This window comes from Fibrella aquatica (genome assembly GCF_041321135.1).
Classification (GTDB): domain Bacteria; phylum Bacteroidota; class Bacteroidia; order Cytophagales; family Spirosomataceae; genus Fibrella; species Fibrella aquatica.
In genome coordinates this window covers 71726-94066 of record NZ_JBGGWF010000006.1, presented here as the reverse complement: position 1 = coordinate 94066, position 22341 = coordinate 71726, and the positions used below count along the sequence as shown (strand labels likewise).

23 protein-coding genes are annotated in these 22341 nt (G+C 52.6%); 13 read left to right on the top strand and 10 right to left on the bottom strand.

What is annotated here, in order from left to right; all coding sequences use genetic code 11:
* Positions 1–9: 9 nt before the first annotated feature.
* The 4 genes from ybeY to ACAW87_RS15475 all read right to left on the bottom strand — a co-directional run bounded on the left by ybeY (position 10) and on the right by ACAW87_RS15475 (position 5610).
* Entirely contained in the window at positions 10–429 is a 420-nt protein-coding gene (gene ybeY / locus ACAW87_RS15490) for an rRNA maturation RNase YbeY (protein WP_370724441.1), read from the bottom strand.
* 103 nt (positions 430–532) lie between these two features.
* On the bottom strand, positions 533–2959 hold the full coding sequence (locus ACAW87_RS15485) for a TonB-dependent receptor (protein WP_370724439.1): 2427 nt from the start codon (positions 2957–2959) through the stop codon (positions 533–535).
* 378 nt (positions 2960–3337) lie between these two features.
* Complete coding sequence (locus ACAW87_RS15480) at positions 3338–4258, bottom strand: PfkB family carbohydrate kinase (protein ID WP_370724437.1); 921 nt, start codon at positions 4256–4258, stop codon at positions 3338–3340.
* 146 nt (positions 4259–4404) lie between these two features.
* A complete protein-coding gene (locus ACAW87_RS15475; RefSeq protein WP_370724435.1) occupies positions 4405–5610 on the bottom strand; it encodes a hypothetical protein in 1206 nt (401 codons plus the stop codon).
* Positions 5611–5728: 118 nt separating this feature from the next.
* On the opposite strand from ACAW87_RS15475, the gene ACAW87_RS15470 reads away from it, so the two are divergent.
* The 3 genes from ACAW87_RS15470 (at position 5729) to ACAW87_RS15460 (ending at position 8396) form a co-directional block, all read left to right on the top strand.
* On the top strand, positions 5729–7078 hold the full coding sequence (locus tag ACAW87_RS15470) for an ADP-ribosylglycohydrolase family protein (RefSeq protein ID WP_370724433.1): 1350 nt from the start codon (positions 5729–5731) through the stop codon (positions 7076–7078).
* A 70-nt stretch (positions 7079–7148) separates the two neighbouring features.
* A complete protein-coding gene (locus tag ACAW87_RS15465; RefSeq protein WP_370724432.1) occupies positions 7149–7715 on the top strand; it encodes a hypothetical protein in 567 nt (188 codons plus the stop codon).
* Positions 7716–7754: 39 nt separating this feature from the next.
* Positions 7755–8396 (top strand): Uma2 family endonuclease, encoded by a 642-nt coding sequence (locus ACAW87_RS15460; RefSeq protein WP_370724430.1) that lies wholly within the window; start codon positions 7755–7757, stop codon positions 8394–8396.
* Between the two features lie 30 nt (positions 8397–8426).
* On the opposite strand, the gene mnmH is transcribed toward ACAW87_RS15460, so the two are convergent.
* The 3 genes from mnmH to ACAW87_RS15445 all read right to left on the bottom strand — a co-directional run bounded on the left by mnmH (position 8427) and on the right by ACAW87_RS15445 (position 11455).
* Positions 8427–9467, bottom strand: coding sequence for a tRNA 2-selenouridine(34) synthase MnmH (gene mnmH, locus ACAW87_RS15455; protein ID WP_370724428.1), 1041 nt, complete (start codon positions 9465–9467; stop codon positions 8427–8429).
* 232 nt (positions 9468–9699) lie between these two features.
* On the bottom strand, positions 9700–10443 hold the full coding sequence (locus tag ACAW87_RS15450; protein WP_370724426.1) for a pyridoxine 5'-phosphate synthase: 744 nt from the start codon (positions 10441–10443) through the stop codon (positions 9700–9702).
* Between the two features lie 82 nt (positions 10444–10525).
* Entirely contained in the window at positions 10526–11455 is a 930-nt protein-coding gene (locus tag ACAW87_RS15445; protein ID WP_370724425.1) for a sugar phosphate isomerase/epimerase family protein, read from the bottom strand.
* A 201-nt stretch (positions 11456–11656) separates the two neighbouring features.
* Here ACAW87_RS15445 and ACAW87_RS15440 point away from each other — a divergent pair, with 201 nt between their 5' ends.
* From ACAW87_RS15440 to ACAW87_RS15400, 9 genes are all read left to right on the top strand, one after another.
* Positions 11657–12103 (top strand): hypothetical protein, encoded by a 447-nt coding sequence (locus ACAW87_RS15440; protein ID WP_370724423.1) that lies wholly within the window; start codon positions 11657–11659, stop codon positions 12101–12103.
* The gene (locus tag ACAW87_RS15435) at positions 12100–13161 is read left to right on the top strand and encodes a saccharopine dehydrogenase family protein (RefSeq protein WP_370724421.1); all 1062 of its coding nucleotides are present in this window, start codon (positions 12100–12102) and stop codon (positions 13159–13161) included. The genes ACAW87_RS15440 and ACAW87_RS15435 overlap by 4 nt, the downstream gene beginning before the upstream one ends.
* Positions 13162–13212: 51 nt before the next feature.
* A complete protein-coding gene (nfi, locus tag ACAW87_RS15430; RefSeq protein ID WP_370724419.1) occupies positions 13213–13890 on the top strand; it encodes a deoxyribonuclease V in 678 nt (225 codons plus the stop codon).
* 157 nt (positions 13891–14047) lie between these two features.
* Positions 14048–14497, top strand: coding sequence for a GatB/YqeY domain-containing protein (locus ACAW87_RS15425; protein WP_370724417.1), 450 nt, complete (start codon positions 14048–14050; stop codon positions 14495–14497).
* 140 nt (positions 14498–14637) lie between these two features.
* Complete coding sequence (locus ACAW87_RS15420) at positions 14638–15243, top strand: Uma2 family endonuclease (RefSeq protein ID WP_370724416.1); 606 nt, start codon at positions 14638–14640, stop codon at positions 15241–15243.
* Positions 15244–15252: 9 nt separating this feature from the next.
* Positions 15253–15792, top strand: coding sequence for a CvpA family protein (locus ACAW87_RS15415; protein ID WP_370724414.1), 540 nt, complete (start codon positions 15253–15255; stop codon positions 15790–15792).
* A complete protein-coding gene (locus tag ACAW87_RS15410) occupies positions 15789–16388 on the top strand; it encodes a Uma2 family endonuclease (RefSeq protein ID WP_370724412.1) in 600 nt (199 codons plus the stop codon). Before ACAW87_RS15415 ends, ACAW87_RS15410 begins: the two co-directional genes overlap by 4 nt.
* Positions 16388–17449: a dual-specificity RNA methyltransferase RlmN gene (gene rlmN / locus ACAW87_RS15405; RefSeq protein WP_370724410.1), complete on the top strand. Its 1062-nt coding sequence runs from the start codon at positions 16388–16390 to the stop codon at positions 17447–17449. Before ACAW87_RS15410 ends, rlmN begins: the two co-directional genes overlap by 1 nt.
* Positions 17450–17596: 147 nt before the next feature.
* Entirely contained in the window at positions 17597–18505 is a 909-nt protein-coding gene (locus ACAW87_RS15400) for a manganese catalase family protein (protein ID WP_370724409.1), read from the top strand.
* 93 nt (positions 18506–18598) lie between these two features.
* Here the strand turns inward: ACAW87_RS15400 and ACAW87_RS15395 are convergent, their stop codons facing one another.
* Positions 18599–18841, bottom strand: a complete 243-nt coding sequence (locus ACAW87_RS15395) for a hypothetical protein (protein WP_370724407.1) — start codon at positions 18839–18841, stop codon at positions 18599–18601.
* 83 nt (positions 18842–18924) lie between these two features.
* Positions 18925–19701, bottom strand: coding sequence for a hypothetical protein (locus tag ACAW87_RS15390; RefSeq protein ID WP_370724405.1), 777 nt, complete (start codon positions 19699–19701; stop codon positions 18925–18927).
* A gap of 162 nt (positions 19702–19863) precedes the next feature.
* On the opposite strand from ACAW87_RS15390, the gene ACAW87_RS15385 reads away from it, so the two are divergent.
* Positions 19864–20625 carry an SDR family NAD(P)-dependent oxidoreductase gene (locus ACAW87_RS15385; protein WP_370724403.1) on the top strand — a complete coding sequence of 254 codons (762 nt, stop codon included), beginning with the start codon at positions 19864–19866 and terminating at the stop codon, positions 20623–20625.
* 116 nt (positions 20626–20741) lie between these two features.
* Here the strand turns inward: ACAW87_RS15385 and ACAW87_RS15380 are convergent, their stop codons facing one another.
* Positions 20742–22319 (bottom strand): DEAD/DEAH box helicase, encoded by a 1578-nt coding sequence (locus ACAW87_RS15380; RefSeq protein ID WP_370724401.1) that lies wholly within the window; start codon positions 22317–22319, stop codon positions 20742–20744.
* Positions 22320–22341: the final 22 nt, after the last annotated feature.

Below are 22341 nucleotides of genomic sequence, written 5' to 3'. Positions count from 1 at the left end.
TCTGCATTCTTAATTGAACACAGCCAGCCACTCATCTTCTTTTCCCCGCATGGCGGCTTGATCAGCTTCGGTTTTGTCGCCGTATCCGCAGAGGTGAAGCAGGCCGTGAGCCAGTACACGGCGCATTTCCTGTTCGGGCGATACACCCAGTTGGGCGGCATTGTCGGCCACGCGGTCAACGCTGATGAAGATGTCGCCTTCGATAGGGTCGTCTTCAAATTCGCGGTTGTCGAACGTGATAATGTCGGTGTAGTAATCGTGGTCGAGGTGTTCGCGGTTGACCTGTAACAAGTATTCGTCGGAACAGAAAATGTAGTTCAGGTCGCCCATGTCGTGGCCTTCGGCCTTAGCCTGCGTCGTGAGCCATTTTTTCGCCGCCAGCTTCTGCGGCAGCTTATAGTCGACGTCTTCGTTAAAAAAGCGAATCAAGGGAAGTTTGATGTTTGTAGTTTGAGGTTTGAGGTTGCGCTGCTAATCCGCAGAACTGGTGCATCAGCAGCGCAACCTCAAACCTCAAACTACAAACGCTAAACTAAAATTTCACCCTCATCCCCGCCAGGAAGTTCCGGCCGGCTTGTGGGTAGAAATAAGAATCGGAAGCAACGCGGCCTTCGTTGATGTATGCGTACGTGTAGCCGTTCGATTCATACAGCTCGTTGAACACGTTGTTGAGCAGGAACGTAAACGTAACCTCCTGGGCGAACCGCTGTTTCAGCGTGTAAATCAGCCGGAGGTCGTTCACGAAGTACGCGTTCAACTGACGGTCCGAACTGCTGGTATTGTCAAGGTATTGGCGACCGACGTGCTTCGACAACAAGCCAATTTCCAGCCCTTTAGCTGCTGTCAGTAAGAGTTGTGAGCCAATAATCACGTTAGGCGAGAAGGCGATGTCAGTGCTGGTGAAGGTGCGTACCTCCTGTCCTTCACTGCTGTCGTAATAGCCCCGGTCAATAAACTGCGTGTAGTTGCGAATCTTGTTCTGGCTAAAGGTAGCGTTGGCGTTCCAGCGTAGATTAGTGCCCTGGGTAGTGCCCATTAGCAGCGCCGTACCGTCAATCTCGACCCCGGCGCGGTAGCTGCTGGGTACGTTGATCCGGTTGAATGCGCCCACATCGTTGATGGCCCCGTTGAGTACCAGCTGATTGCGATAGTTCATGAAATACCCGTTCAGGTTCAGGACAAACCAGTCAGAACGGCTTTTTACGCCTGCTTCCCAGTCGTGCAACGTTTCGGCCAACGGACGGCTACCGGGTGTCGACTGCGTGAAATCGTCGCGGTTGGGCTCTTTGTTGCCCACAGCATATGAGGCATAGGCCGCCAGCCGGTCATTAACGGTATAGGTCAGACCCGCTTTAGGGTTGAAAAACGTGAGTTGAGCATTCTGTTGTACGTTGCGCTGCTGATTGTCGAAACCCAGAAACGAGTAATCGACGGAACGTACCTGGAGATCAACGAACCCGTTGAGTTTTGGCGTGATATCGTAGAAGGCTTTGGCGTAAAGGTTGGCGTCGGTCTTGATGGCGTTGTTGTCGTAATAACGCGGGTTGATGCCGTTGGTTGCCGTCAGCGGAGCCAGGTTGAAGCGGGCCCAGATCACCTCGCCGAAGTGCTGCCCCTGATAGCGATTCCAGCCGCCGCCAATATTGCCTGTCAGCTTCCCTTTTCCGGTGTAATCGAACGAGAAAACGGTGCCGTACAGGTTGTTATCGAGCCAGCGGCGGCGTACTAGATCGGAGCGCGAAATCGTTGAATCGCGGATGACCACATTGGGTAAACCGTAGTTGCTCAGCCGGTCAGCCTCGCGGAACTGTTCGTAATAACCCCGGCCTTTGGTGTAGTACAGCGATACGTTGGCCCGCCACTGTTTGCTCAATTCAGTCGACGTAATCAATTGATATTGATCTTGTTGGTAGTTGTCTGTTTCGTTTTCGTAGGTCAGGCTGTTGAACGTTCGGTTTGTTGCCAGCAGGGACTCGGGCACGCCGTTCCACGCCTGATAGGTACGTTCCTGACCCGAGAACACGTTGAACCGAATGAAGCTCTTTTGGCTGTAATAGCCGCCCGATAGGTAAAACGATTTCAGGTTCGACGATGCCCGGTCGATAAACCCATCCGACGAGATTTTCGACAGCCGCGCATCCACCACAAAATGATTATTCAGTAAGCCGGTACCCGCCAACACGTTGAACCGCTGCGTATTGAACGACCCGCCCGACGCGTTTACTTCGGCGTATGGGTTTTTCTGAAGCGTGTTGGTCTGGACATTCACGCTCGCCCCAAACGCCCCGGCCCCGTTGGTCGACGTACCCACGCCGCGCTGAATCTGCACGCTACTGACCGACGACGCAAAATCGGGCATATTCACCCAGAACGTCCCCTGCGATTCGGCATCGTTATACGGAATGCCGTTGAGCGTCACGTTCACCCGTGTGGCGTCGGAGCCGCGAATGCGAATGCCCGTGTAGCCCACGCCCGCCCCAGCATCTGACGTAGTCACAACCGAGGGCGTAAAGTTGAGCAACTGCGGCATATCCTGACCCAGATTAAGCTTGGTCAGTTCGCGCTTGGTTACGTTGGTATAGGCCACCGCCGATTTTTCATTAGCCCGCGTTGCCAGCACAACTACTTCATCCATAACTACTTCGCTCTGTTGCAAACGCAACGCCAGCGGCTCGGAAAGCGGTAACGTAACCGCCTGTTCAATCGCATTGTAGCCGACGAGCGAGGCACGTACCTGATACGTACCCGGTCGAAGATTGGTAAGCCGGAACGTACCTGAAGCGTCGGTGTTGGTGCCTTTCAACGACCCATCGAGTGTAATAGCCACACCCGGAATCGGGCTGCCGTCGGCCTCCCGGACCGTGCCGGAAAGAAAAAGAGATTGTGCCCAAACGGGCAGTTGAAATACGCACCACAGCAAAAGTGTGGCGGCAAAACGATAGGTCGTTGCGTTGGTCATGGAGACACAAACGGTTAACGATAAGGCGTAGGGGCCAAGCCTATCGGAGTGGAAGAAAGGAGTCTAAAGTTCAAAGTCCAAAGTTCAAAGTCGCTCCGCCAACTACCAAATCGTTGGATAGCGGAGCGACTTTGAACTTTGGACCTGGCACTTTGAACTCATATTTACATTCCCTGCTGCGGCATTACCCGTGTACAGGTTCTATGGGTATAATCTCAGCCCGTTGTTATAAGGCACCCCTGAAAGATTAATGATGCAAAGTTAATACGAAAATGAGTTCAAAGTGCCAGGTTCAAGGTTCAAAGTCGCTTCGCCTACAACAGTTCGGTGATTAGCAAAGCGACTTTGAACCTTGAACCTGGCACTTTGAACTCATATTTACATTTCTACACTAAACGCCGATAGTTTTACGAACTGATCGACGCGGTCCTGGATTTCGTCGGCAGAAAGGTTGAGGATGCGCTCGGCACCGAACTTCTCAACGCAGAACGACGCCATGGCTGATCCGTAGATGACGGCCCGCTTCATGTTGTCGAAGGAAATATCGTCGGTTTTGGCGATGTGGCCAATGAAACCGCCCGCGAAGGTGTCGCCCGCGCCGGTTGGGTCGAATACTGATTCGAGTGGAAGAGCAGGGGCGGCAAAGATGCGGTCTTCCTGGAACAGCAGTGCGCCGTGTTCACCTTTCTTGATGATCACCGTTTTGGGGCCCATGCCCATGATGGTACGGGCAGCGCGCACAAGCGAGTAATCGTTGGTAAGCTGGCGGGCTTCTTCGTCGTTCAATACCAGCACGTCCACATCGGGCAACAGGGCTTTCAGGTCGGCATTGGCAATCTCGATCCAGAGATTCATCGTGTCGAGCACGATCAGCTTGGGCCGGTTGGTGAGGCGCTTGATCACCAGGTGCTGAATGGCCGGTGCCGTGTTGCCCAGCATCAGGTACGTGCAACCCTGATACGATTCGGGGATGATGGGGTCGAAATTCTCCATCACGTTGAGCTGCACGTCGACCGTGTCGCGCGAGTTCATGTCGTTATGGTACTTGCCTGACCAGAAGAACGTTTTCTCGCCTTGCCGAATCTCCAGCCCATCCACGTTCACGCCGTGACTCACCAGCGTGTCGATCATGGTTTGCGGGAAATCGTCGCCCACCACGGCAACCAGATTGTTTTCTTTCGTGAAGTACGACGCCGACAGGGTAATGTAGGTAGCGGCACCGCCAATGATTTTGTCGGTCTTGCCGAAGGGGGTTTCCAGGGCGTCGAACGCGACCGAACCCACGGTAAGTAAACTCATGCTGTTTGTAGTGTCAATGTATGCCCGCAAAGGTAAGCCTGAGCGGGTTATGTAAGGTGAAGGCTATGCCAAGGGAAATCGTTGCAGTTGGTATTGCTGACGCCTAGTCGAAGGGCTACGCGTCAGCAACCCAGCCGACAAACTTTCTAAATCACTTTATGCCGTTTGAATTCCTTTTCGCGGTCGAAGAGGAAGCGGTAGGTGATATGGCGTTTGACGACTTTGCCGCTGAGCATTTTTGAGAAACGGATCATCCGGACGTTGAAATCGCCGATCCAGTTTAGCTCCAGGTCAGTATACTGGTGTTTTTTGCCACCCCATACTTCCCGCGTTGGGTAGGCGATGGCAATGGCCGATTCAATGCCTTTTCCCTGAAAATCGGGAACAACGCCGAAAATGACGCCGAAGGCTTTGTTAGTGGGTTTGAAGAGCTTGTGATACAAAAAAATCAGTTTGCCCCGAAGGTCCATTTTGCCGTTGACGTGCTTGAAATACTGGTTCAATTCGGGCAGCATGATGAAAAATGCGATCGGTTTGCGGTCAGCACCGCTGCCATGATAGCCAAACCACACCAGGTTTTCTTCCATCACTGGCTTCATCTTCTGCATTAACACCAGTGCCTTTTCGGTGGTCATGTCGGGCGTACCCAGAATTTTGGCCCAGGCTTTGGTGTATATCTCGGCAAAATCGGCGGCGTATTGAGTCAGTTTATTTTTCTGAATATGCTCAAACGTGTATTGTGGATCTTCCAGAATAGCCTTGGCGCGATCGAATACCTTTTGTTGCATTCCATTCGCGATCAATTTGTCATAATCCGTAGGCAGAAAAAAGGTGTGTTGCTGAAAGTAGTCTTTAAACCCGTAGGCGTCGAAAAACGGTATGTAGTAGGGTTTGGTATAAGGCATACCATAGTTAGGCTCTTTATCAAATCCGTCTACCAGCAGTCCCCACCACCGGTCACGATCGCCGAAGTTAATCGGGCCGTCCATGGCTTCCATACCCCGTTCGGCCAGCCACAGTCGGCAGGTGTCGAACAGGAAGAAGGCCGCCGTTTGGTCATCGATACACTCAAAAAAGCCCATTCCACCCGTTGGTTGATCTTTTTCGGTTTTCAGTGTTTTCTGGTTGATGAAAGCAGCTACCCGCCCAATGGTCTCACCGGCATCGTTTTTCAACACCCACCGTGTGCATTCGCCACCATCAAACAACTTGTTTCGCTTAGGGTCGAATACACTCTCCAGATCATCGTCGAGTGGACGAATCCAGCAGGGGTCGTTTTTGTAGAGGCGAACCGGCAGTTGAAGAAATTCGGTACGGAGGGCGGCGTTCTGGCCTACTTCGAGTAATTGCATGTGCGAAATTAAGGGTTAACCCCAGATTTAAACCGGTCTGTTATTCCGAGAAGGTAGTCGAATGGCCTGAGCGTAACATACCTGCAACTCAACGTCCCTGTTTTCTGACCCCAAAAAGATGGATAATTGCTACCTTACGCTCAGTGAGGCCATCCATACTAGTTACCTCATCAATGTTATGCGTTACAAGAATGGCTTATTCCTCTTGATATTCCTGTGCTTGGTTAGTAGTTGGCCAAGCAACGCTCAACTCACATCCAGTTCGCAACAGGCTACCCGCTCGGGCCTTACCCGCGCTCAACTTCATGATCGGGTATTGGGTATGCTGGTTGGTTCGGCCATTGGCGATGCCATGGGAGCGCCAACTGAAATGTGGTCTCGCGAAATGATCGGTACCATGTACGGGGCCGTCAATCGGCTCGATTCGATGGTGCGGGAGCCCTCACCCGAAGGGACCTGGTATATGAACCTACCCGCTGGCGGAACCACCGATGATACCCGTTGGAAGAAACTGATCACTAGCTATCTGCTTACCCAGCGCAATGGCAAAGCACCACTCGATCCACGGGCGTTTGCCAACCATATTCTGACACAGTACCGGGCCGACGTGAAGCGGTTAAAGGATACCCCCGGTGACGATCCTGCTCCCTTCGAGGCCAATGCCCGCCGAATGGCCTGGATTCAGGAGTGGGCAAAAGTGGCTAAACCGTACGCTGTTCAGGACTGGCCCGGTTATACGAATGCCTTACATCGTTTTTACGGAGGCGAGATGACTTGTGCCGGTATGCTGTATGCGCCGGTTTTGGGTACGTTGTTTCCGGGCCAGCCAAGTCGGGCCTACACGGAAGCGTTTAATCTGGCTCTATTCGATTTGGGATACGCCCGTGATCTTAGCGCGTTGACAAGTGCCATGGTGGCGGCCGCTATGACGCCAGGGGCTACCCCCGAATCCATTGTCAACGTAGTACGTGATGTTGATCCTCAGAATTATTATCAAAGCCGATTGATAGGCCGGGCTGGGTACCGGTTTCTGCAACGGGCCCAGACGGTAGTTTACAAGGCCGGGCAATGGTCACCCACGCAAATGAACCTGTCTCAACTGGTTTTTCCGCGTACGGGTCGTGCAGATACCGTTGAATTAGCGCGGCGACAATACGCATTTACGTTACTGGATGCGTACAACCAGGAACTGCCACTGATGTCGGGCGAAATTTTTCAGATTAGCCTCACTGCCATGTTGTATGGACAGTTTGATTTCGTGAAAAGCCTCACATTTGCGGTCAATTTTGGGCGCGATAACGACACGACTGGTGCCATCATCGGAGCCATTCTGGGAGCTTATCACGGTGCCGATAAACTCCCCGCCGACATGGTCAGGCAGGTAGTTGCGACGAATCGGAAACATACCGAAACCGACCTGATCAGGATGGCCGATGAACTGACACAGGTAATCTGGGCGCGCCAATAATTGCCTGGTTGGTGACGTACCTGCAACCCAACAGCCTTATCTCGCGTTTTCCGGATAAACACCGTTCACGATGCCACGAATTCTGCTTCAAACGCTCTTTTTAGCACTCGCCCTGCTAGCCTGTAACCCCGATCGGATTCAATACACCGACAAGCTGAAACAGGAAATGGCCGATAAAAAAGTGAAGCGATTAACCAACGCCGATCTGAATGAGGCTGTAGATAGTTGGGGCGCACAAATCGTAGCCATCGCCGAAAAAGAAGCCGCCGACAAATTGGCGAAGGGCGAGGCCGCAACCGGAATCTGTAGCCTTCAGGACTTACCCAAAACGCAGGCGCTGGCTACTCGCTATGGCATGACAATCAGTTTACTGGGCGCAGCCGATGTGCAGAACGCGAAGTTGGCGCAAAAGGAACGTGAGGTGCTGGATGCGTATGTATATAATGCCGAGAAAAACCTGCCGCAATCGAGTAACATTCAGCGCATTGGCGACACCCTGTTTGTGTACAACGCGGCTGTCCCGGCTGAAAATGCATTGAGTAAAACCTGTTTTGGTCAGCAAAAACAACAACTGGCCGTTTGGCGACTGGCCTTTCCAAAACTGGAGGTGATCCGGCATTTGAAGCCGAAGAAATAATGCGCGTAATTGTGTAGGCTTGGTAAACGCAGTAGCAAGATGGAAGCAACAACGATTCTACTCCCGATGACCCTGGCCGAACGCGGAGCGGCCCCGGACGAATTACGCGCTTCCGCTACCTGGGATGAGTACGTAGAGCTGGCTGAGGAGATTCCCTACAATATCGAATCCTTAAATGGCGAGATTATCTCCATGAGTCACGCCACCGACTTACACGAACAACTGATTGCCCAAATTGGAACCCTCTTCAACAACATTCTCGACGATGAACCAGATTACCGGGTGTTGGGTAGCAGCATAAAAATCTGTATTGCCGAAGGCGGGGCTGAATTCAATGCTGATCTGTCGGTGGTGCGCGGTCCATCGGAATACGTGACGCTGCCCAGCGGAAAGGTTTCTACGGCCCGGATCAAAAACCCGGAGATTGTGGTGGAGGTACTGTCGAAGAGTACGAAGGCGTATGACCAATCGGATAAGCTGGATCAATACCGGCTAATTCCGTCGTTGAAACACATTCTGTTTGTCAGTCAAGATGCGGTGTTTGCCCGTGTGTATTCCCGCACCGACAAGCCCGACCAATGGGTAGATACCGATTACCGGTTATTGACCGATGCCATTCTGGTTGGCGAGATGGAGTTGCCAATGCAGAAAATCTACCGTAAAACGCCTCTCTCGGCGTAACACGGACTTCAGTCCGTCTTTCTAACAGTTCTAAGGACGGACTAAAGTCCGTGTTACGTCTGCCCACTCAATCAACTCTAAAGCGGTTTGTGCCGGATTGTCCACCTCGATGGGCAATTGACTGACTGTGGCGCTATCGCGTTGGCCAAGGCCGTTCAAGTACGCTTTGTCGTAGTAAACCAGCGTCAGCTCAGCCACAGTAGCATAATCTTGCTGCTCCAGCGCGGCTAGTGACTGTTTCGCTGCCAAACCACCCAATCGACGCTCGATCCGTTTGGTGGCCTCAACCAGTAATTCGTGATCGATACCCGTGTATTCCTGCACGAGACGCTGAACCCGAACCTCTCTGGGTACGTCGATAAACGCGACGGTTGCGGTGCGCATTTGCTGCCAGAGCGGTACGGCTATGTGGCAGCGACCTATGTTCTTGCTTTCATCTTCCAGCCAGATCCGTTTAGTCGGGTCAAGCTGCCGCCACTGTTCGTAAACCAGGTTCTCGAAGTGTTCGCTCGATGGTTGTGGCAACTGCCCGATAGCTCCGTACGACGAGCCCTTATGATGCGCCAGACCTTCTAAGTCAATAACTTGCTCACCCTGCGCGGCTAGTTGTTTCAGGATATCCGTTTTGCCTGAGCCGGTTTTTCCTCCCAGGATGATCAGGTTTCGCGGTTCCGCAAAGGCCGTTAGCACCTCCGTTCGATAGGCTTTGTACCCGCCAGTGAGCGTATCGGCCCGGAGGCCTGCCGTGTTGAAGAGCCACGCCATTGACCCCGACCGCATACCGCCCCGCCAGCAATGCACCAGCACCTGCTTCTCTTCCGGATTTAGCGCCTGTGCTTCCCGAACAAAGCTGGCCATTTTCGGACCAACCATATCCAGCCCCTGCAACACGGCGGCGTCTTTTCCAACCTGCTTATAGGTCGTACCAATCTGCGCCCGTTCGTCGTTGTCGAACAGCGGCATGTTCACCGCCCCCGGAATATGAGCATGCGCAAACTCCGCCGGCGAACGTACGTCGATGACAGGGAGGGTTTGGGCTTGCTGGAGAAATTCGTGGAGGGGGATGGGCATAGGCCGATGGTACCGCAGCGGCGGACCGTGCGGATTTAATGGATTTAAAATAATTTACGCGGATTATAATAGAACACTGATTAAAAGGATTAAACAGATTCACACGGGTTTTGGATTCAAATGGATTTGCTCTGCTTCAAGTACGAATCCGCTTAAATCAAAAATCAGCGTCAATCCGTCTAATCCTTTTAAATCAGCGTCCTATAGCAATCAGCGTACTAGTTACGCCAACTCACAAAACGCCGCTGGTTCGGTAGTGCGTTTCGGTCAACTCTCTTCGGTAGAGCTGAATCGTATTCTCCAGTCCGAAATACAGTGCATCGCAGACAAGCGCGTGGCCGATAGACACTTCCAGCAGGCTAGGTACGTGTTGCGCGAAGAAACGCAGGTTTTCAAGGCTTAGGTCATGACCCGCGTTGAGGCCAAGGCCCAGTTCCTGTGCTTTGCGGGCGGCGAGTACGAAGGGCGCAACGGCGGCGTCACGGTCGGAAGGGTAGTGAGTAGCGTAAGGTTCGGTGTATAACTCGATGCGGTCGGTGCCCACAGCTTTTGCACCTTCTACCATCCGTTCGTCGGCGTCCACGAAGATCGATACCCGGATACCATCTTCATGAAACGTGTCGATCAGCTTCCGCAGGTGATCGGCATGGCGGATTGTGTCCCAGCCTGCGTTTGACGTGATGGCGTCGGGCGCGTCGGGAACAAGGGTTACCTGGGCGGGTTTTACGCGCTTTACGAGGTCGATAAACCGGTCGTCGGGATTGCCTTCTATGTTGAATTCCGTAGTGACAACTTCGTGTAGATCCCAAACGTCCTGGTAGCGAATATGCCGTTCGTCGGGACGAGGATGCACCGTGATACCCTGCGCACCAAATCGTTCGCAATCGAGCGCGACCTGTACGAGATTAGGATTGTTGCCACCCCGTGCGTTACGAATGGTGGCTATTTTGTTGATGTTTACCGACAGACGAGTCATGGTCAATGAACAATGATCAGTTAACAATGATCAAAGGCTAGTGATGGTAAGGTAACCACGCCTGACCGGTTGCGGTTCGCATCTACAGCCCCGCTACCATCGCCTGCATTTTCTGGTACGACGTTTTAGCGACCTGATCGGCTGGTTGGGCGTAGTAGGTTTTGTTAAATACCTCGAGCGAGAGAATCACCGGCCGGTCGGGATTCTGAATAATCTTCAGGATGTCGCGGATTGGAGCTACACCATCGCCGGGATAGACGCGGTCGGCATCGGTGATTTGGGCCGGCGTCAGCGTAGCCGGGTAATCGTTGACGTGAAATACCTCGATGGCCGGTTTCCCCACCATGGGCAGCGCCGTGATGCCCGAACCACCTTTGTAGAGGTGATACACATCGAGCAACAGACGTGCGTTGGGGTGATTGGCTTCAGCGGCAACATACATCACTTCCGATAAGCGATTCAGGTTCTTCGAAAACCCCCAAAGCTCCAACTGGGGATTCACGCCCGTTTGCTGTCCCAGATCGAGCAAGGCGCGGTACCGTTCGGCGGCCCGGCGCAGGTCGATGATCGGCGCGTCAGCATTTTGCGCACCGATGGGCGGCGTGGCTACGCGTTTACAGCCAATTTGCGCCAGCTGCTCCATTTCCAGTTTCATCTGATCAAGCCCTTTTTGCCGGGTCGTGGCATCATCCACAATCCAGGGCGCAAAGCCGATGGCGTTTTCCACCGTAATGCCCAGATCCGACAGGCGGCGACGGGCTTCGGCGGGCGTGTTCGTTTTCAGGTAGTCCTGCATCGTCCCTATCCACACTTCGACCGACCGAAACCCGGCTTTCGACGCGGCCTCCAGTTCACCAATGAACCCAAGTTTCTGACCCCGGATGGTACTCATGTTCAAACAAAGCGTAAACGGAGCGGCCTTTGGTTTGATGGATGGCTGGGGCTTCAGGAACGAAGTTGCTGGCAACGTACCCAGAGCAGCAAGGGTTTGGCGACGGGAAAGACGGGACATTTTTATCGTTTATGATAGTGACTGTCATTTGCTTTGCGTCATTACGCTACGCTGTCATTAGTAGTCATTAATTGTTTTACGATGAATGACCACTAATGACAGCGTAGCGTAATGACGCAAAGCAAATGACGACGTAGTTAACTCGCTTTTCTACACAACTGGGCGATCACGAGTGTTACAGCAAAAAGCACACACAACGAGATGACTACTTTAACAAATGCATTACTGAGCGGATTGGGCGGCGCGGTGGCCCTGAATATTCTCCACGAAACCGTTCGTCAGATAGAGCCCGAAGCACCGCGCGTGGATAAACTGGGCAAACGCGGCATCATCAAAATCACGAAAGCTACCGGCCTGCCAACGCCAACCGGCAACGCGCTATACGCTACGGCGCTTGCGGGTGATCTAACTTCCAATGCGTTGTATTTCAGCTTGATTGGCTTGGCTAAGCCACAAGCTGTTTGGCCGGTTGGTGCCGTGCTGGGTGCGTTGGCGGGTGCTGGGGCTATTACGCTATCTGAGCCAATGGGCCTGGGTAGTGAACCCGTTCGTCGTACATCTACGACCGCCTCGCTGACGGTGGCCTGGTACGTAGTTGGTGGGCTGGCCACGGCCGCTATCTTTAGCTGGCTAAACCGCCGCTCATGAACCCGCCCAACACCTTCCTGCTTTACGGAGCCAATGGCTACACCGCCCGCCTGATCCTCGAGAAAGTGGCCCAATTTGGCCTGAATCCTATTCTCTGCGGTCGCGATGAAAGCAAACTTCGCCCGCTGGCTGAGCAATACGGCTTCTCGTACCGGGTGGCCGATTTGACCGACGAGATTGCCCTGAACAACGCCATGCGCGATGTCCCTGTGGTGTTGCACTGCGCCGGCCCCTTCTCGAAAACGGCCTTGCCCATGCAACAGGCCTGCCTGCGCAACGGCGTGCATTACCTGGATATTACGGGCGAAATAGCCGTTTTTGAGCAAGGGGCAACGCTGGACAAACAGGCGCGTGAGCGGGGCGTCATGCTGATGTCGGGCGTGGGGTTCGATGTGGTGCCGACGGATTGCCTGGCTCAATACCTACACCATAAACTGCCCGACGCCACGTACCTGCAACTGGCGTTTGCCAACGACGGCGGTTCACTCTCGCACGGAACAGCACAAACGGCCGTGGATAACCTGGGGCAGGGTGGCCTGGTACGCGAAAACGGAAAACTGACCGTAGTGCCCTACGCGCACAAGGTGCTGAACGTGACCTTCGCCAACGGTGAAACGATACCCTGTATGAGTATTCCCTGGGGCGACGTATCAACGGCTTTTTATACGACGGGTATTATGAACATTGAAACGTTTATTGGCAGCACGTCGGCCAGTATTCGGATGGCAAAGCTGGGCAACTCGCTCAACTGGCTGTTGCGGCGAAAATCCATTCAGAAATGGGTGAGCGGACAAATCACAAAGCGCGTGACCGGCCCCGATGAAGCCACCCGGACCAAGGCCAAAACACAGGTTTGGGGTCGCGTCGGCAACAAAAATGGCAAAACCGTCGAAGCCAGACTGACCGGTCCCGAAGGCTACAACCTAACCGCGCTCTCGGCCCTGATCATCACCAAAAAGGTGCTGGCGGGTAACGCTAAACCCGGTTTCCAAACCCCCGCCGGTCTCTACGGTGCCAATCTAGTCCTGGAAATTGAGGGCGTAACGCGGGAGGGGTGACGGTAGCGCCGCAGCGGCGGACCGTTTCGGTACTACCCTAAACTCAACAACATGAACTCACTACATGAATGGCCGGATAGCCCGGAGGCGGCGATTGCTATACAACAGCAGATACGCGGTCAGGTACGTATTCAGCCGCTGGCAGGACCGGTGGAAACCATTGCGGGCTGCGATATTTCGTTCAACAAGTTCGAAGAGACCGTTTACGCGGGCATCGTGGTGCTGCGGCTGGATACGCTCGAAACCATTGCCGAGGCTACGGCCATCACCACTACGTCGTTTCCGTACGTACCTGGCTTGTTATCGTTCCGCGAAATACCAGCCCTGCTCGAAGCCTGGAACAACCTGACTGTTATGCCCGATGTGGTTGTGTTCGATGGGCATGGCATTGCGCACCCCCGTCGGCTAGGTATTGCGGCGCATGCGGGTTTGTGGCTGAACCGGCCTACGCTGGGTTGTGGTAAATCGGTGCTGGTCGGGCGCTACGAAGAGCCTGCGATTGAGCGCGGTTCCTGGTCGCCGATGCTGCACCGGGGTGAGGTAATCGGAGCGGCGCTTCGCACCAAAAACAAGGTAAACCCCGTTTACGTATCGCCCGGCAACCTCATCGATCTGGAAACGTCGGTCGACCTGATGCTTCGTTGCAACGGCGGCTACCGCATTCCCGAACCCACCCGCCGGGCGCATAATCTGGTGAACACCGTGCGGAGGGCGCATTTGGGAGGGTGATGGATAAGGTTTGGTGTTTTGGGTTTGATGTTTGACGTTGCGCTGCTAATCATCAAATCGTAATTAAGCAGCGCAACGTCAAACATCAAACCCAAAACACCAAACCTTTAAACCGTACCTTTGTCTATTCACAAAATCACTCATTCACAATTGCTATATGTCGCTCAAACAACAAATCGACGCTGACGTTAAAGAGGCCATGAAAGCCAAAGACCAGGATCGCCTTCGTGCCTTACGGGCCGTTAAGTCAATGATCCTGCTCGAAGAAACCAAAGAAGGAGCTACTGGTGGCGACCTGAAGCCGGAAGATGAAATCAAGTTGCTGTCGAAAGCCGTGAAGCAGCGCAAAGATTCGGCGGATATCTACCGGCAGCAGAACCGCGCCGATTTGCTGGCTACTGAAGAAGCTGAAATCGCCATTATCGAGAAATACCTGCCCAAGCAACTGTCAGAAGATGAGCTGCGCTCACAAGTGCAGGCAGTTATCGCGCAGCTAGGCGCTACCGGTCCCGGCGATATGGGTAAAGTGATTGGCGCGGCCAACAAGGCCCTGGCTGGCCAAGCCGACGGTAAGTCGATTGCCGCCATGGTGAAGAGCCTGCTGTAATTTAAAGAGTGAAAGGGCGAATGAGTGAAAGAGTGGCGCTGCTCGGTCTGGCAATATCACGAGCAGCGCCACTCTTTCACTCATTCGCCCTTTCACTCTTTAAAAACTCGTATATTGAGGTACGTTAAACAGATACGGATATGATTGCTGAAAATCCTGTTTCTCCTACGCCGCATCAGGTGATACCCAGTGCATTAGTTTACGAAGTACTCAACGGAAGGCCTCTGTATTATCGGGGCTATAAGGATGTATTAGCCGGAACCCGTAAAGTTGAAGACATCGTGGGAAGTAGTTCATTGCAAGCCATTCTGGTATCGCTCATTCACACGTTCGTGATGGCGAATCGGGATAAGAAAAAGTATCTGCCCGTTACTAACGAAGCCGGAGTCCATCTCGACCTGTATGATAACCTCTCTTGCGATGTCGCTATTTTCGAAAAAGGTACGTTCGATGTTACGACAAAGTATTTCGACACAGCGCCTAAAATTGTGATTGAAGTCGACATGAAAATTGACCTCGCTGATTTTGATGGGCTTGATTTTAATTATGTCGCCGAGAAGACGCAAAAACTCTTCGATTTTGGCGTTGAAAAAGTCTTTTGGGTACTTAGTAAGCCCCGTCGGGTATTTGTGGCCGTACCCAATCAGGACTGGATTTTCACCGACTGGAGCAACAACGTACCTGTCATGGATGGCTGCGTTCTAAATGTAAAGAACTTACTCGATGAAGAAGAGATCGAGTACTAACCTGCGCCTGTGGCAACCATCGATATTCTTATTCTGATTCCGCTGCTTTGGGGAGCGTATAACGGGTACCGGAAGGGGCTACTGGTCGAGATTGTGGCCATTCTTGCCTTCGTGGTGGCTCTCATCGTCGGATTTAAATTCCTGCAATTCGGCATCGACCTGCTGGCTCCTTACATCAGCCGCGAGCTGGCCCGGAAATTTCTGCCGTGGCTCGGCTTCTCCATCATCTTCTTCCCCGTCGTCTTCATGATCAACCGCATGGGCTATTCCCTGCGGCGATCACTCAAATACACGTTGCTGGGTACGTTCGATAGTCTGGCCGGGGCGGCGGTTGGTATATTCACGTGGGTGTTTGGAATTAGTGTGATTCTCTGGCTGTTCAGTTTTATGAACGTCCGAATGCCGCCCAACCAAACCCGCGATAGTTTTATGTATCCATTGCTGCGCCCCGTTGCGCCAAAGGTCATGAGCGTTGCCACCGTCTGGATGCCGAAAGGCCTGGAAGCAGGGAGGAAATTCAAAAAAGAACAGCTAGAAACAACGCCATGATAACGACAGATGAAGCCCTGCAGACACTGACTATTCCAGCCCAGCTAGTGCGCGAAACGTTGAATGGACGCCCTCTTTATTACAAAGGCTATCGTGACGTGCTGGAAGGACGTGCCAGGCCAAAAGACATTATGGGAAGTAGTGATTTACAGAGTTTGATCGTAACGGCAATTGTTGCGACTTTATGGGGCTGTATTGACCGTAAACGTTATAAACTGGCTTCTAGCGAAGCCGGTCTCTACGTTGATTTACGGAATAACTTCTCGGCCGATATTGCTATTTTCGACAAGGCAACGCTTCCCGCCCTGAAAGGAAAATACTTCGATGTGCCGCCCAAAGTAATGATCGAGGTGGATATTCGGATTGAGTGGGACAGACTAACGGATAGCGTAGATTACATTTTCGAGAAATCGCAAAAACTCTTCGAATTTGGGGTTGAACGGGTACTGTGGGTATTAACTACCTCGCGTAAAGTGGTGATCATGCAGGCGGGTAAAGACAGCATCATTACCGATTGGAGCAACGACGTTCTGGTGCTGGAAGATTGCACATTGAACATAAAGAACCTTCTCAATGAAGAGGAGATTGTCTACTAGTGAAACAGGATATTCGAAAATATAGCCCCGCTCAACTCACCGACTGGTTCAAATTGAATGGCGAGCAGGCATTCCGGGCCAAGCAGGTGCATGAGTGGTTGTGGAAGAAATCGGCGCGGTCGTTTGGCGAGATGAGCAATCTCGGCCTGGCCCTGCGCGAAAAACTCGACACCCATTTTGCCATCAACTCGCTGTCGGTAGCCACCGAGCAGCGCAGCAACGACGGCACCATCAAATCGTCGTTTAAGCTATATGATGGCAATCTGGTCGAGGGCGTGCTGATTCCGGCGCTGCGTACTGATGATCAGGATCGAATGACGGCCTGCGTATCGAGCCAGGTGGGTTGTTCGCTGACCTGCAAATTCTGCGCAACGGGATACATGGAACGGAAACGCAACCTAGACGCCGCCGAAATTTATGATCAGGTGGTGGAGATTGACCGGCAGGCCAAAACCACGTTTAATGCGCCCCTGACTAACATCGTGTATATGGGCATGGGCGAGCCGCTGCTGAACTACAAAAACGTGATCGAATCCGTCGACCGCATTACCTCGCCTGATGGACTGGGTATGTCGCCAAAACGCCTCACGATCTCAACGGCGGGTATTGCCAAGATGATTAAGCAACTGGGCGACGATCAGGTGAAGACCAATTTGGCCCTGTCGCTGCATGCGGCCAATGATCTGAAACGCGATCAGATTATGCCTATCAACGAAAGCAATTCGCTGAACAACCTGGCCGATGCGCTGCAGTATTTCTACCGAAAAACCGGCACGCGGGTTACGTTCGAGTACATCGTGTTCTACAACTTCAACGACACGCTGCAAGACGCCAAAGAACTGTACGAGTTCACGAAGCGCGTACCCGCCAAGATCAATATCATCGAATATAACCCCATTGCCGAAGCGAACTTCAAGAATACCGATCCGCAAACGCTCGACAAGTTTGCCGGTTATCTGGACAGCCGGGGCATCACGGTCAATATTCGCCGAAGCCGGGGCAAAGATATTGACGCTGCCTGTGGGCAACTAGCTGGAAAGGAAAAGACTCAGGCAGCGTAGAAATAGTTCATAAAAGGGCTCCTAGTTAGACTACGGAGCCCTTTTTATGCTTTATTGTTATTAACTACTATTTCTGTAGATTTAATATAACATCATAGCTATATCGGAGTTAGGCAAGTAGGTTTTATAAGCAAACTAACACCCGTTATGATCCTGAAAATAGACCGGCTGCCCATTGAGCTGCCAACACCAAGTAATCCATCTGCCAATGATGCGGCCGCCGTGCAGGAACTGTTGGGTGGTAAGTTCGGCGAAATGTCGACCCTGATGAACTACACCTATCAGTCGTTCAATTTTCGGGGGCGGAAAAAACTACGGCCTTTCTACGATCTCATCTGCAGCATCGCCGGTGAAGAGTACGGTCATATTGAAGTAGTATCGTACGCGATCAATCTGTTGCTGACGGGCGTGTCCAAACGCGGTATCGACCCAACCATCGCCCCGCTTGCCGAAGGTGTCAATGCTCGCAACACCTATCATTTTAACAGCAGTGGTCAAACTGCCTTGCCAATAGATTCGATGGGCAAGCCCTGGTCGGGCGATAATGTGTTCAGCAGTGGTAACCTGAAACTCGATCTACTCCACAACTTCTTCCTGGAATGTGGAGCCCGCGCTGGTAAGATGCGTACCTACGAGATGGTCTCTGACCCAACCGCCCGCGAAATGGTAGGTTATTTGCTGGTTCGTGGTGGTTTACACGTGGTGGCCTATGCCAAAGCGCTGGAAGTACTAACGGGCGTAGAAGTAACTAAGCTGCTGCCTATTCCTGACCTGAGCAACGATAAATTTCCGGAGGCTAAAAAGCACATGGAAAACAAAATGCACCTGAAGTTATATACGTTTAGCGAGGACGATTACACGCAGGTAGGCCATATCTGGCGCGGTAATCACCCGGAAGATGGTCAGCCGCTCGAAGTGATTCAGGGCGCTATTCCCGGCCATCCGGTGCCCGACCTCGACGAAGAACCGCAACTCAACGCTCCCGGCTCTGATGAGTACGAATATGACCCACAGATGTTTGCCGATATGGCCAAGAAGATGGGTATAAAGCCGTAAGGCAGAGAAATACAAATAAAAAAAGCGGCCTGTTGATGAGACAGGCCGCTTTTTTGCGTGTAAGTAGCTGGCAAAGATTAGCTAGCTAGTCAATTAATTTAGTGAATCCTTACGGGCTTCCTGAGCTGCTTTGTTGTAATCTTTATTGGCAGAATCAAGCTCCATTTTTTCTTCACGCATTTCGCTGGTGTCGCCTTCGGCACGCGCCTCGTTCAGATCCTCCTGGGCATCCTGTACTTCTTCGGCTTTATTTTCTTTTTTTGAATCACAAGCCACAAAAGTTGTGGTTGCCATAAAGGCCATGGCCAGGCCGAGTACAAACTGTTTGGTTTTCATAGATCAGTTTTTTGTGAAAAGAACCAATCTAACCAACCACCGAGTTAGCCAGGCTGTTGAAAAACCTGATTGAGTGGTCTCACTCAATCCAGTCCGGGGCGTTTGAAAGCGCGCGCATTTGGAAACAAATCATCTATCTGACGGCTGAGCTGACTCAACAATGAAAGAGCACCGAGTAGGCTATCCGTCGTTTCAGGATAATACATCATTACCGTTTGCCAGGCCGCTATTGACTGATCAATACTAACCAGTACGAGTTTCGCTTTGCCGTCGTAGTAAGAGAGCAGGTACTCATCGTCGGTGGGTTCGTCGAGGGCTCTGAGGGCGGCTTTCGTTTTCACGGGAATCAGCGTGCGGTACCAGCGAATCTGTTCGTAGGCATCTTTGAGCGCATTCAACTGCTCCATCGCTTCTTCTTCGGTGCGAATACCCAGTTGTACGGCCATGAGTTGCTGTTTACCCGCCCGTTCAAGCAGGCTCTTTTCCTGGATTAGCCACGTACCTGTATCTTTCAGGTAAGAGGTGGCAAGGGTGGCAGTAGGGTGGTCTTTTGTGTGATGCCGGCGGTTTAGTGCCGCTTCCTCCAGGGTTAGTTGCTCTGCCGGTGAGGGTGTCTGTTCCTGAAAAGACACCGTACTTTTGTTCAACGTGTCGAGAAACCGTTTTGTCAGGCTCAACGCTTCGGTAAGTTGTTCTACCAGTGAGGCATTCGGGTCTTGTCCCGTAAGGCCGCTTTGCTGCTGTAGCTGATAACTGCGACAACGACTGGTGAGCGAACAACGCTCACACCACGAATCGCAATAGTTGTAGATGCCGGGAATTAATTCCGGACGGGTCGGAAGTTCGGAGTGGGCAATCATCTCAAAGTAGGTTTTTATTACGGTCGATTTAATCTACGGTAAATATAGACAGCTAGATTGTAGTAAGGTTTATCGGGTCACGGGAATATTTAAACTTAATTTTAGTCAATTAATTCTTGAAATGTAAACTGACCCTACAGTCAGAGCATAAAACGTACCAATATGTCATCATTCAAAAAGCAAGTTGTTCTTATTACTGGAGCTGGTTCGGGAATTGGTCGGGCAGTATCCCTATCATTTGCACAGGCCGGAGCCAGTCTGGTGGTGTCTGACGTTAATGATGGTAAGGGGCAGGAAACAGTCGATTTGATTCAGGAGAAAGGGGGGGAAGCCGCCTATATGCACTGCGACGTAGCTGATCCTGAGCACCATATAGCTGCTGTTGCGTTTGCCACAGGTACGTTCGGTCGGTTGGATGTAGCGGTGAATAACGCCGGTATTGGCGGTCGATTTGCCCGGTTGATTGATCAGTCGATGGCCGATTGGGAGCAGATGATGGCCGTGAATCTGGGAGGCGTTTTTTACGGGATGCAGGCGCAAATTCGGCAGATGTTGACACAGCCTGAAGGGGGCCGCATTGTAAACCTGTCGAGTATTGCGGGCGTAAAAGGCATGCCAATGGGCGCACCCTACAGTGCGGCCAAGCACGGCGTCATCGGTTTAACGAAAACGGCGGCGCTGGAATACGTGAAAAAGAATATACGGGTGAATGCCATTTGTCCGGTGTATACGCACTCGGCAATGGTACACGATCTGATGAGTGTGTCGCCCGAGATGGAAGAGCGAATGCGTCGGGTGATTCCGATGGGGCGTTTCGGGCAGCCCGAAGAGATTGCGCAAGCCATCATGTGGCTCTGCGCGCCCGAAAATGATTTCTGTACCGGCCAGGCCATTCAAATGGACGGCGGCATGACGGCGGGATAAAACAGTTTGGGGTTTGTTGTTTGAAGTTTGATGTTGCGCTGCTAATTCTCTGTCAGGTTAATTAGCAGCGCAACATCAAACTTCAAACAACAAACCCCAAACCCCAAACTCACTTCTTAATATCTCCTCTTCTTATCGCCGTTGTTTCCTGACTCGCCGCGGGGCTTGTCGAAACGGTCGGGGGATGTTGAGAGTGAGGCTGTCCACGGCTTCCAGCGCGAATCTTCGGCGCTGGTTGAGGCGCTTTGGGTATTCCTGTTATCGCGGCGTGGGTTCCGGTTTCCTCCAGCGGGGCGGTTTTCAGGCCGTGGGCTGTTAGTCCGGTTCGGATTCGACGGCTGACCTGCCGGGCGGGCGGGCTGCTCAGCGCGGGGTGCATCTGAACGGGGCTGACCCTGTGCCGGACGTGCGCCATCTCTGCGGCCGTCGTTGCCGCGTCCTTGTGGTTGTCCGTTACGACCGCCACCCTGCTGACCACCTTCGCGTGGGCCACGTCCACCGCGACCTTGCTTAGGCTCGGGTTTTGGCGGCTTAGCCCATTCAATTGGGTCGAGGTTCTCCGATTTGTATGGATTTTCCTGCGCAACAGGAACAACCTTACCAATCAGCTTCTGAATGTCTTTCAGGTATGCCCGCTCATCGGTTTCGCAGAACGAAATGGCAATGCCACTAGCCCCGGCGCGACCCGTACGGCCAATCCGGTGCACGTAGCTCTCCGGAATGTTTGGCAGTTCGTAGTTGAACACGTGCGACAGACTGTCAATATCGATACCCCGTGCGGCGATATCGGTAGCTACCAGCACGCGGGTGGTGTGATCTTTAAAGTTGCTCAGGGCACGCTGACGGGCATTTTGCGCTTTGTTGCCGTGAATTGCTTCGGTTTTTACGCCGTGCTTGTTCAGGAACTCGGCTACTTTATCGGCTCCGTGTTTGGTGCGGCTGAATACAAGTGCAGAGGCAATGCTTTTGTCTTCGAGCAGGTGAAGCAACAGGCTACGCTTGTCGTCTTTCTCCACCATGTACACCACCTGTGCTACTGTGTCGGCGGTCGACGAAGCGGGCGTAACCTCCACCTTGGCGGGGTTCGTCAGAATCGTATCAGCCAGTTTCACAATTTCGGGCGGCATGGTTGCCGAGAAGAACAGCGACTGCCGTTGGGCAGGCAACTGAGCTAATACCTTCCGTACGTCATGGATAAAACCCATGTCAAGCATGCGGTCGGCTTCATCGAGCACGAAGAACTCAATATGTTTCAGATGAACAAATCCCTGATTCATCAGATCGAGCAGGCGGCCCGGTGTAGCGGTCAGGATGTCGACGCCGTTACGAAGGGCATCTGTTTGCGATTTCTGACCAACACCACCGAAAATAACGGCGTGGCGGAGGTCGAGGTGACGGCCGTAGGCGGCAAGGCTCTCATCGATCTGGATGGCAAGCTCGCGCGTTGGCGTAAGAATCAGGGCTTTGATCTTGTTCGACCACTGACCTGACTGCTTTTTGGTATAAAGCCGTTGAAGGGTCGGAATCGAAAAGGCGGCGGTTTTTCCGGTGCCTGTCTGGGCGCATCCGAGCAGATCGCGACCTGCATTGACTAACGGGATGGCTTGTTCCTGAATCGGGGTTGGGGTAGTGTATCCTTCTTCGGCTAGAGCCTCAAGGATGGGCGAAATGATCGCTAATTCGTTGAAATTCATTAAGTTGGGGTGATGCTGAAAA

What these genes read in the sequence shown, in the direction of transcription:
- ACAW87_RS15485 (WP_370724439.1), bottom strand. Translation starts at nt 2,959, where the DNA reads ATGACCAACGCAACGACCTATCGTTTTGCCGCCACACTTTTGCTGTGG.
- ACAW87_RS15480 (WP_370724437.1), bottom strand. Translation starts at nt 4,258, where the DNA reads ATGAGTTTACTTACCGTGGGTTCGGTCGCGTTCGACGCCCTGGAAACC.
- ACAW87_RS15475 (WP_370724435.1), bottom strand. Translation starts at nt 5,610, where the DNA reads ATGCAATTACTCGAAGTAGGCCAGAACGCCGCCCTCCGTACCGAATTT.
- ACAW87_RS15470 (WP_370724433.1), top strand. Translation starts at nt 5,729, where the DNA reads ATGGATAATTGCTACCTTACGCTCAGTGAGGCCATCCATACTAGTTAC.
- ACAW87_RS15465 (WP_370724432.1), top strand. Translation starts at nt 7,149, where the DNA reads ATGCCACGAATTCTGCTTCAAACGCTCTTTTTAGCACTCGCCCTGCTA.
- ACAW87_RS15460 (WP_370724430.1), top strand. Translation starts at nt 7,755, where the DNA reads ATGGAAGCAACAACGATTCTACTCCCGATGACCCTGGCCGAACGCGGA.
- mnmH (WP_370724428.1), bottom strand. Translation starts at nt 9,467, where the DNA reads ATGCCCATCCCCCTCCACGAATTTCTCCAGCAAGCCCAAACCCTCCCT.
- ACAW87_RS15450 (WP_370724426.1), bottom strand. Translation starts at nt 10,443, where the DNA reads ATGACTCGTCTGTCGGTAAACATCAACAAAATAGCCACCATTCGTAAC.
- ACAW87_RS15445 (WP_370724425.1), bottom strand. Translation starts at nt 11,455, where the DNA reads ATGTCCCGTCTTTCCCGTCGCCAAACCCTTGCTGCTCTGGGTACGTTG.
- ACAW87_RS15440 (WP_370724423.1), top strand. Translation starts at nt 11,657, where the DNA reads ATGACTACTTTAACAAATGCATTACTGAGCGGATTGGGCGGCGCGGTG.
- ACAW87_RS15435 (WP_370724421.1), top strand. Translation starts at nt 12,100, where the DNA reads ATGAACCCGCCCAACACCTTCCTGCTTTACGGAGCCAATGGCTACACC.
- nfi (WP_370724419.1), top strand. Translation starts at nt 13,213, where the DNA reads ATGAACTCACTACATGAATGGCCGGATAGCCCGGAGGCGGCGATTGCT.
- ACAW87_RS15425 (WP_370724417.1), top strand. Translation starts at nt 14,048, where the DNA reads ATGTCGCTCAAACAACAAATCGACGCTGACGTTAAAGAGGCCATGAAA.
- ACAW87_RS15420 (WP_370724416.1), top strand. Translation starts at nt 14,638, where the DNA reads ATGATTGCTGAAAATCCTGTTTCTCCTACGCCGCATCAGGTGATACCC.
- ACAW87_RS15410 (WP_370724412.1), top strand. Translation starts at nt 15,789, where the DNA reads ATGATAACGACAGATGAAGCCCTGCAGACACTGACTATTCCAGCCCAG.
- ACAW87_RS15400 (WP_370724409.1), top strand. Translation starts at nt 17,597, where the DNA reads ATGATCCTGAAAATAGACCGGCTGCCCATTGAGCTGCCAACACCAAGT.
- ACAW87_RS15395 (WP_370724407.1), bottom strand. Translation starts at nt 18,841, where the DNA reads ATGAAAACCAAACAGTTTGTACTCGGCCTGGCCATGGCCTTTATGGCA.
- ACAW87_RS15390 (WP_370724405.1), bottom strand. Translation starts at nt 19,701, where the DNA reads ATGATTGCCCACTCCGAACTTCCGACCCGTCCGGAATTAATTCCCGGC.
- ACAW87_RS15385 (WP_370724403.1), top strand. Translation starts at nt 19,864, where the DNA reads ATGTCATCATTCAAAAAGCAAGTTGTTCTTATTACTGGAGCTGGTTCG.
- ACAW87_RS15380 (WP_370724401.1), bottom strand. Translation starts at nt 22,319, where the DNA reads ATGAATTTCAACGAATTAGCGATCATTTCGCCCATCCTTGAGGCTCTA.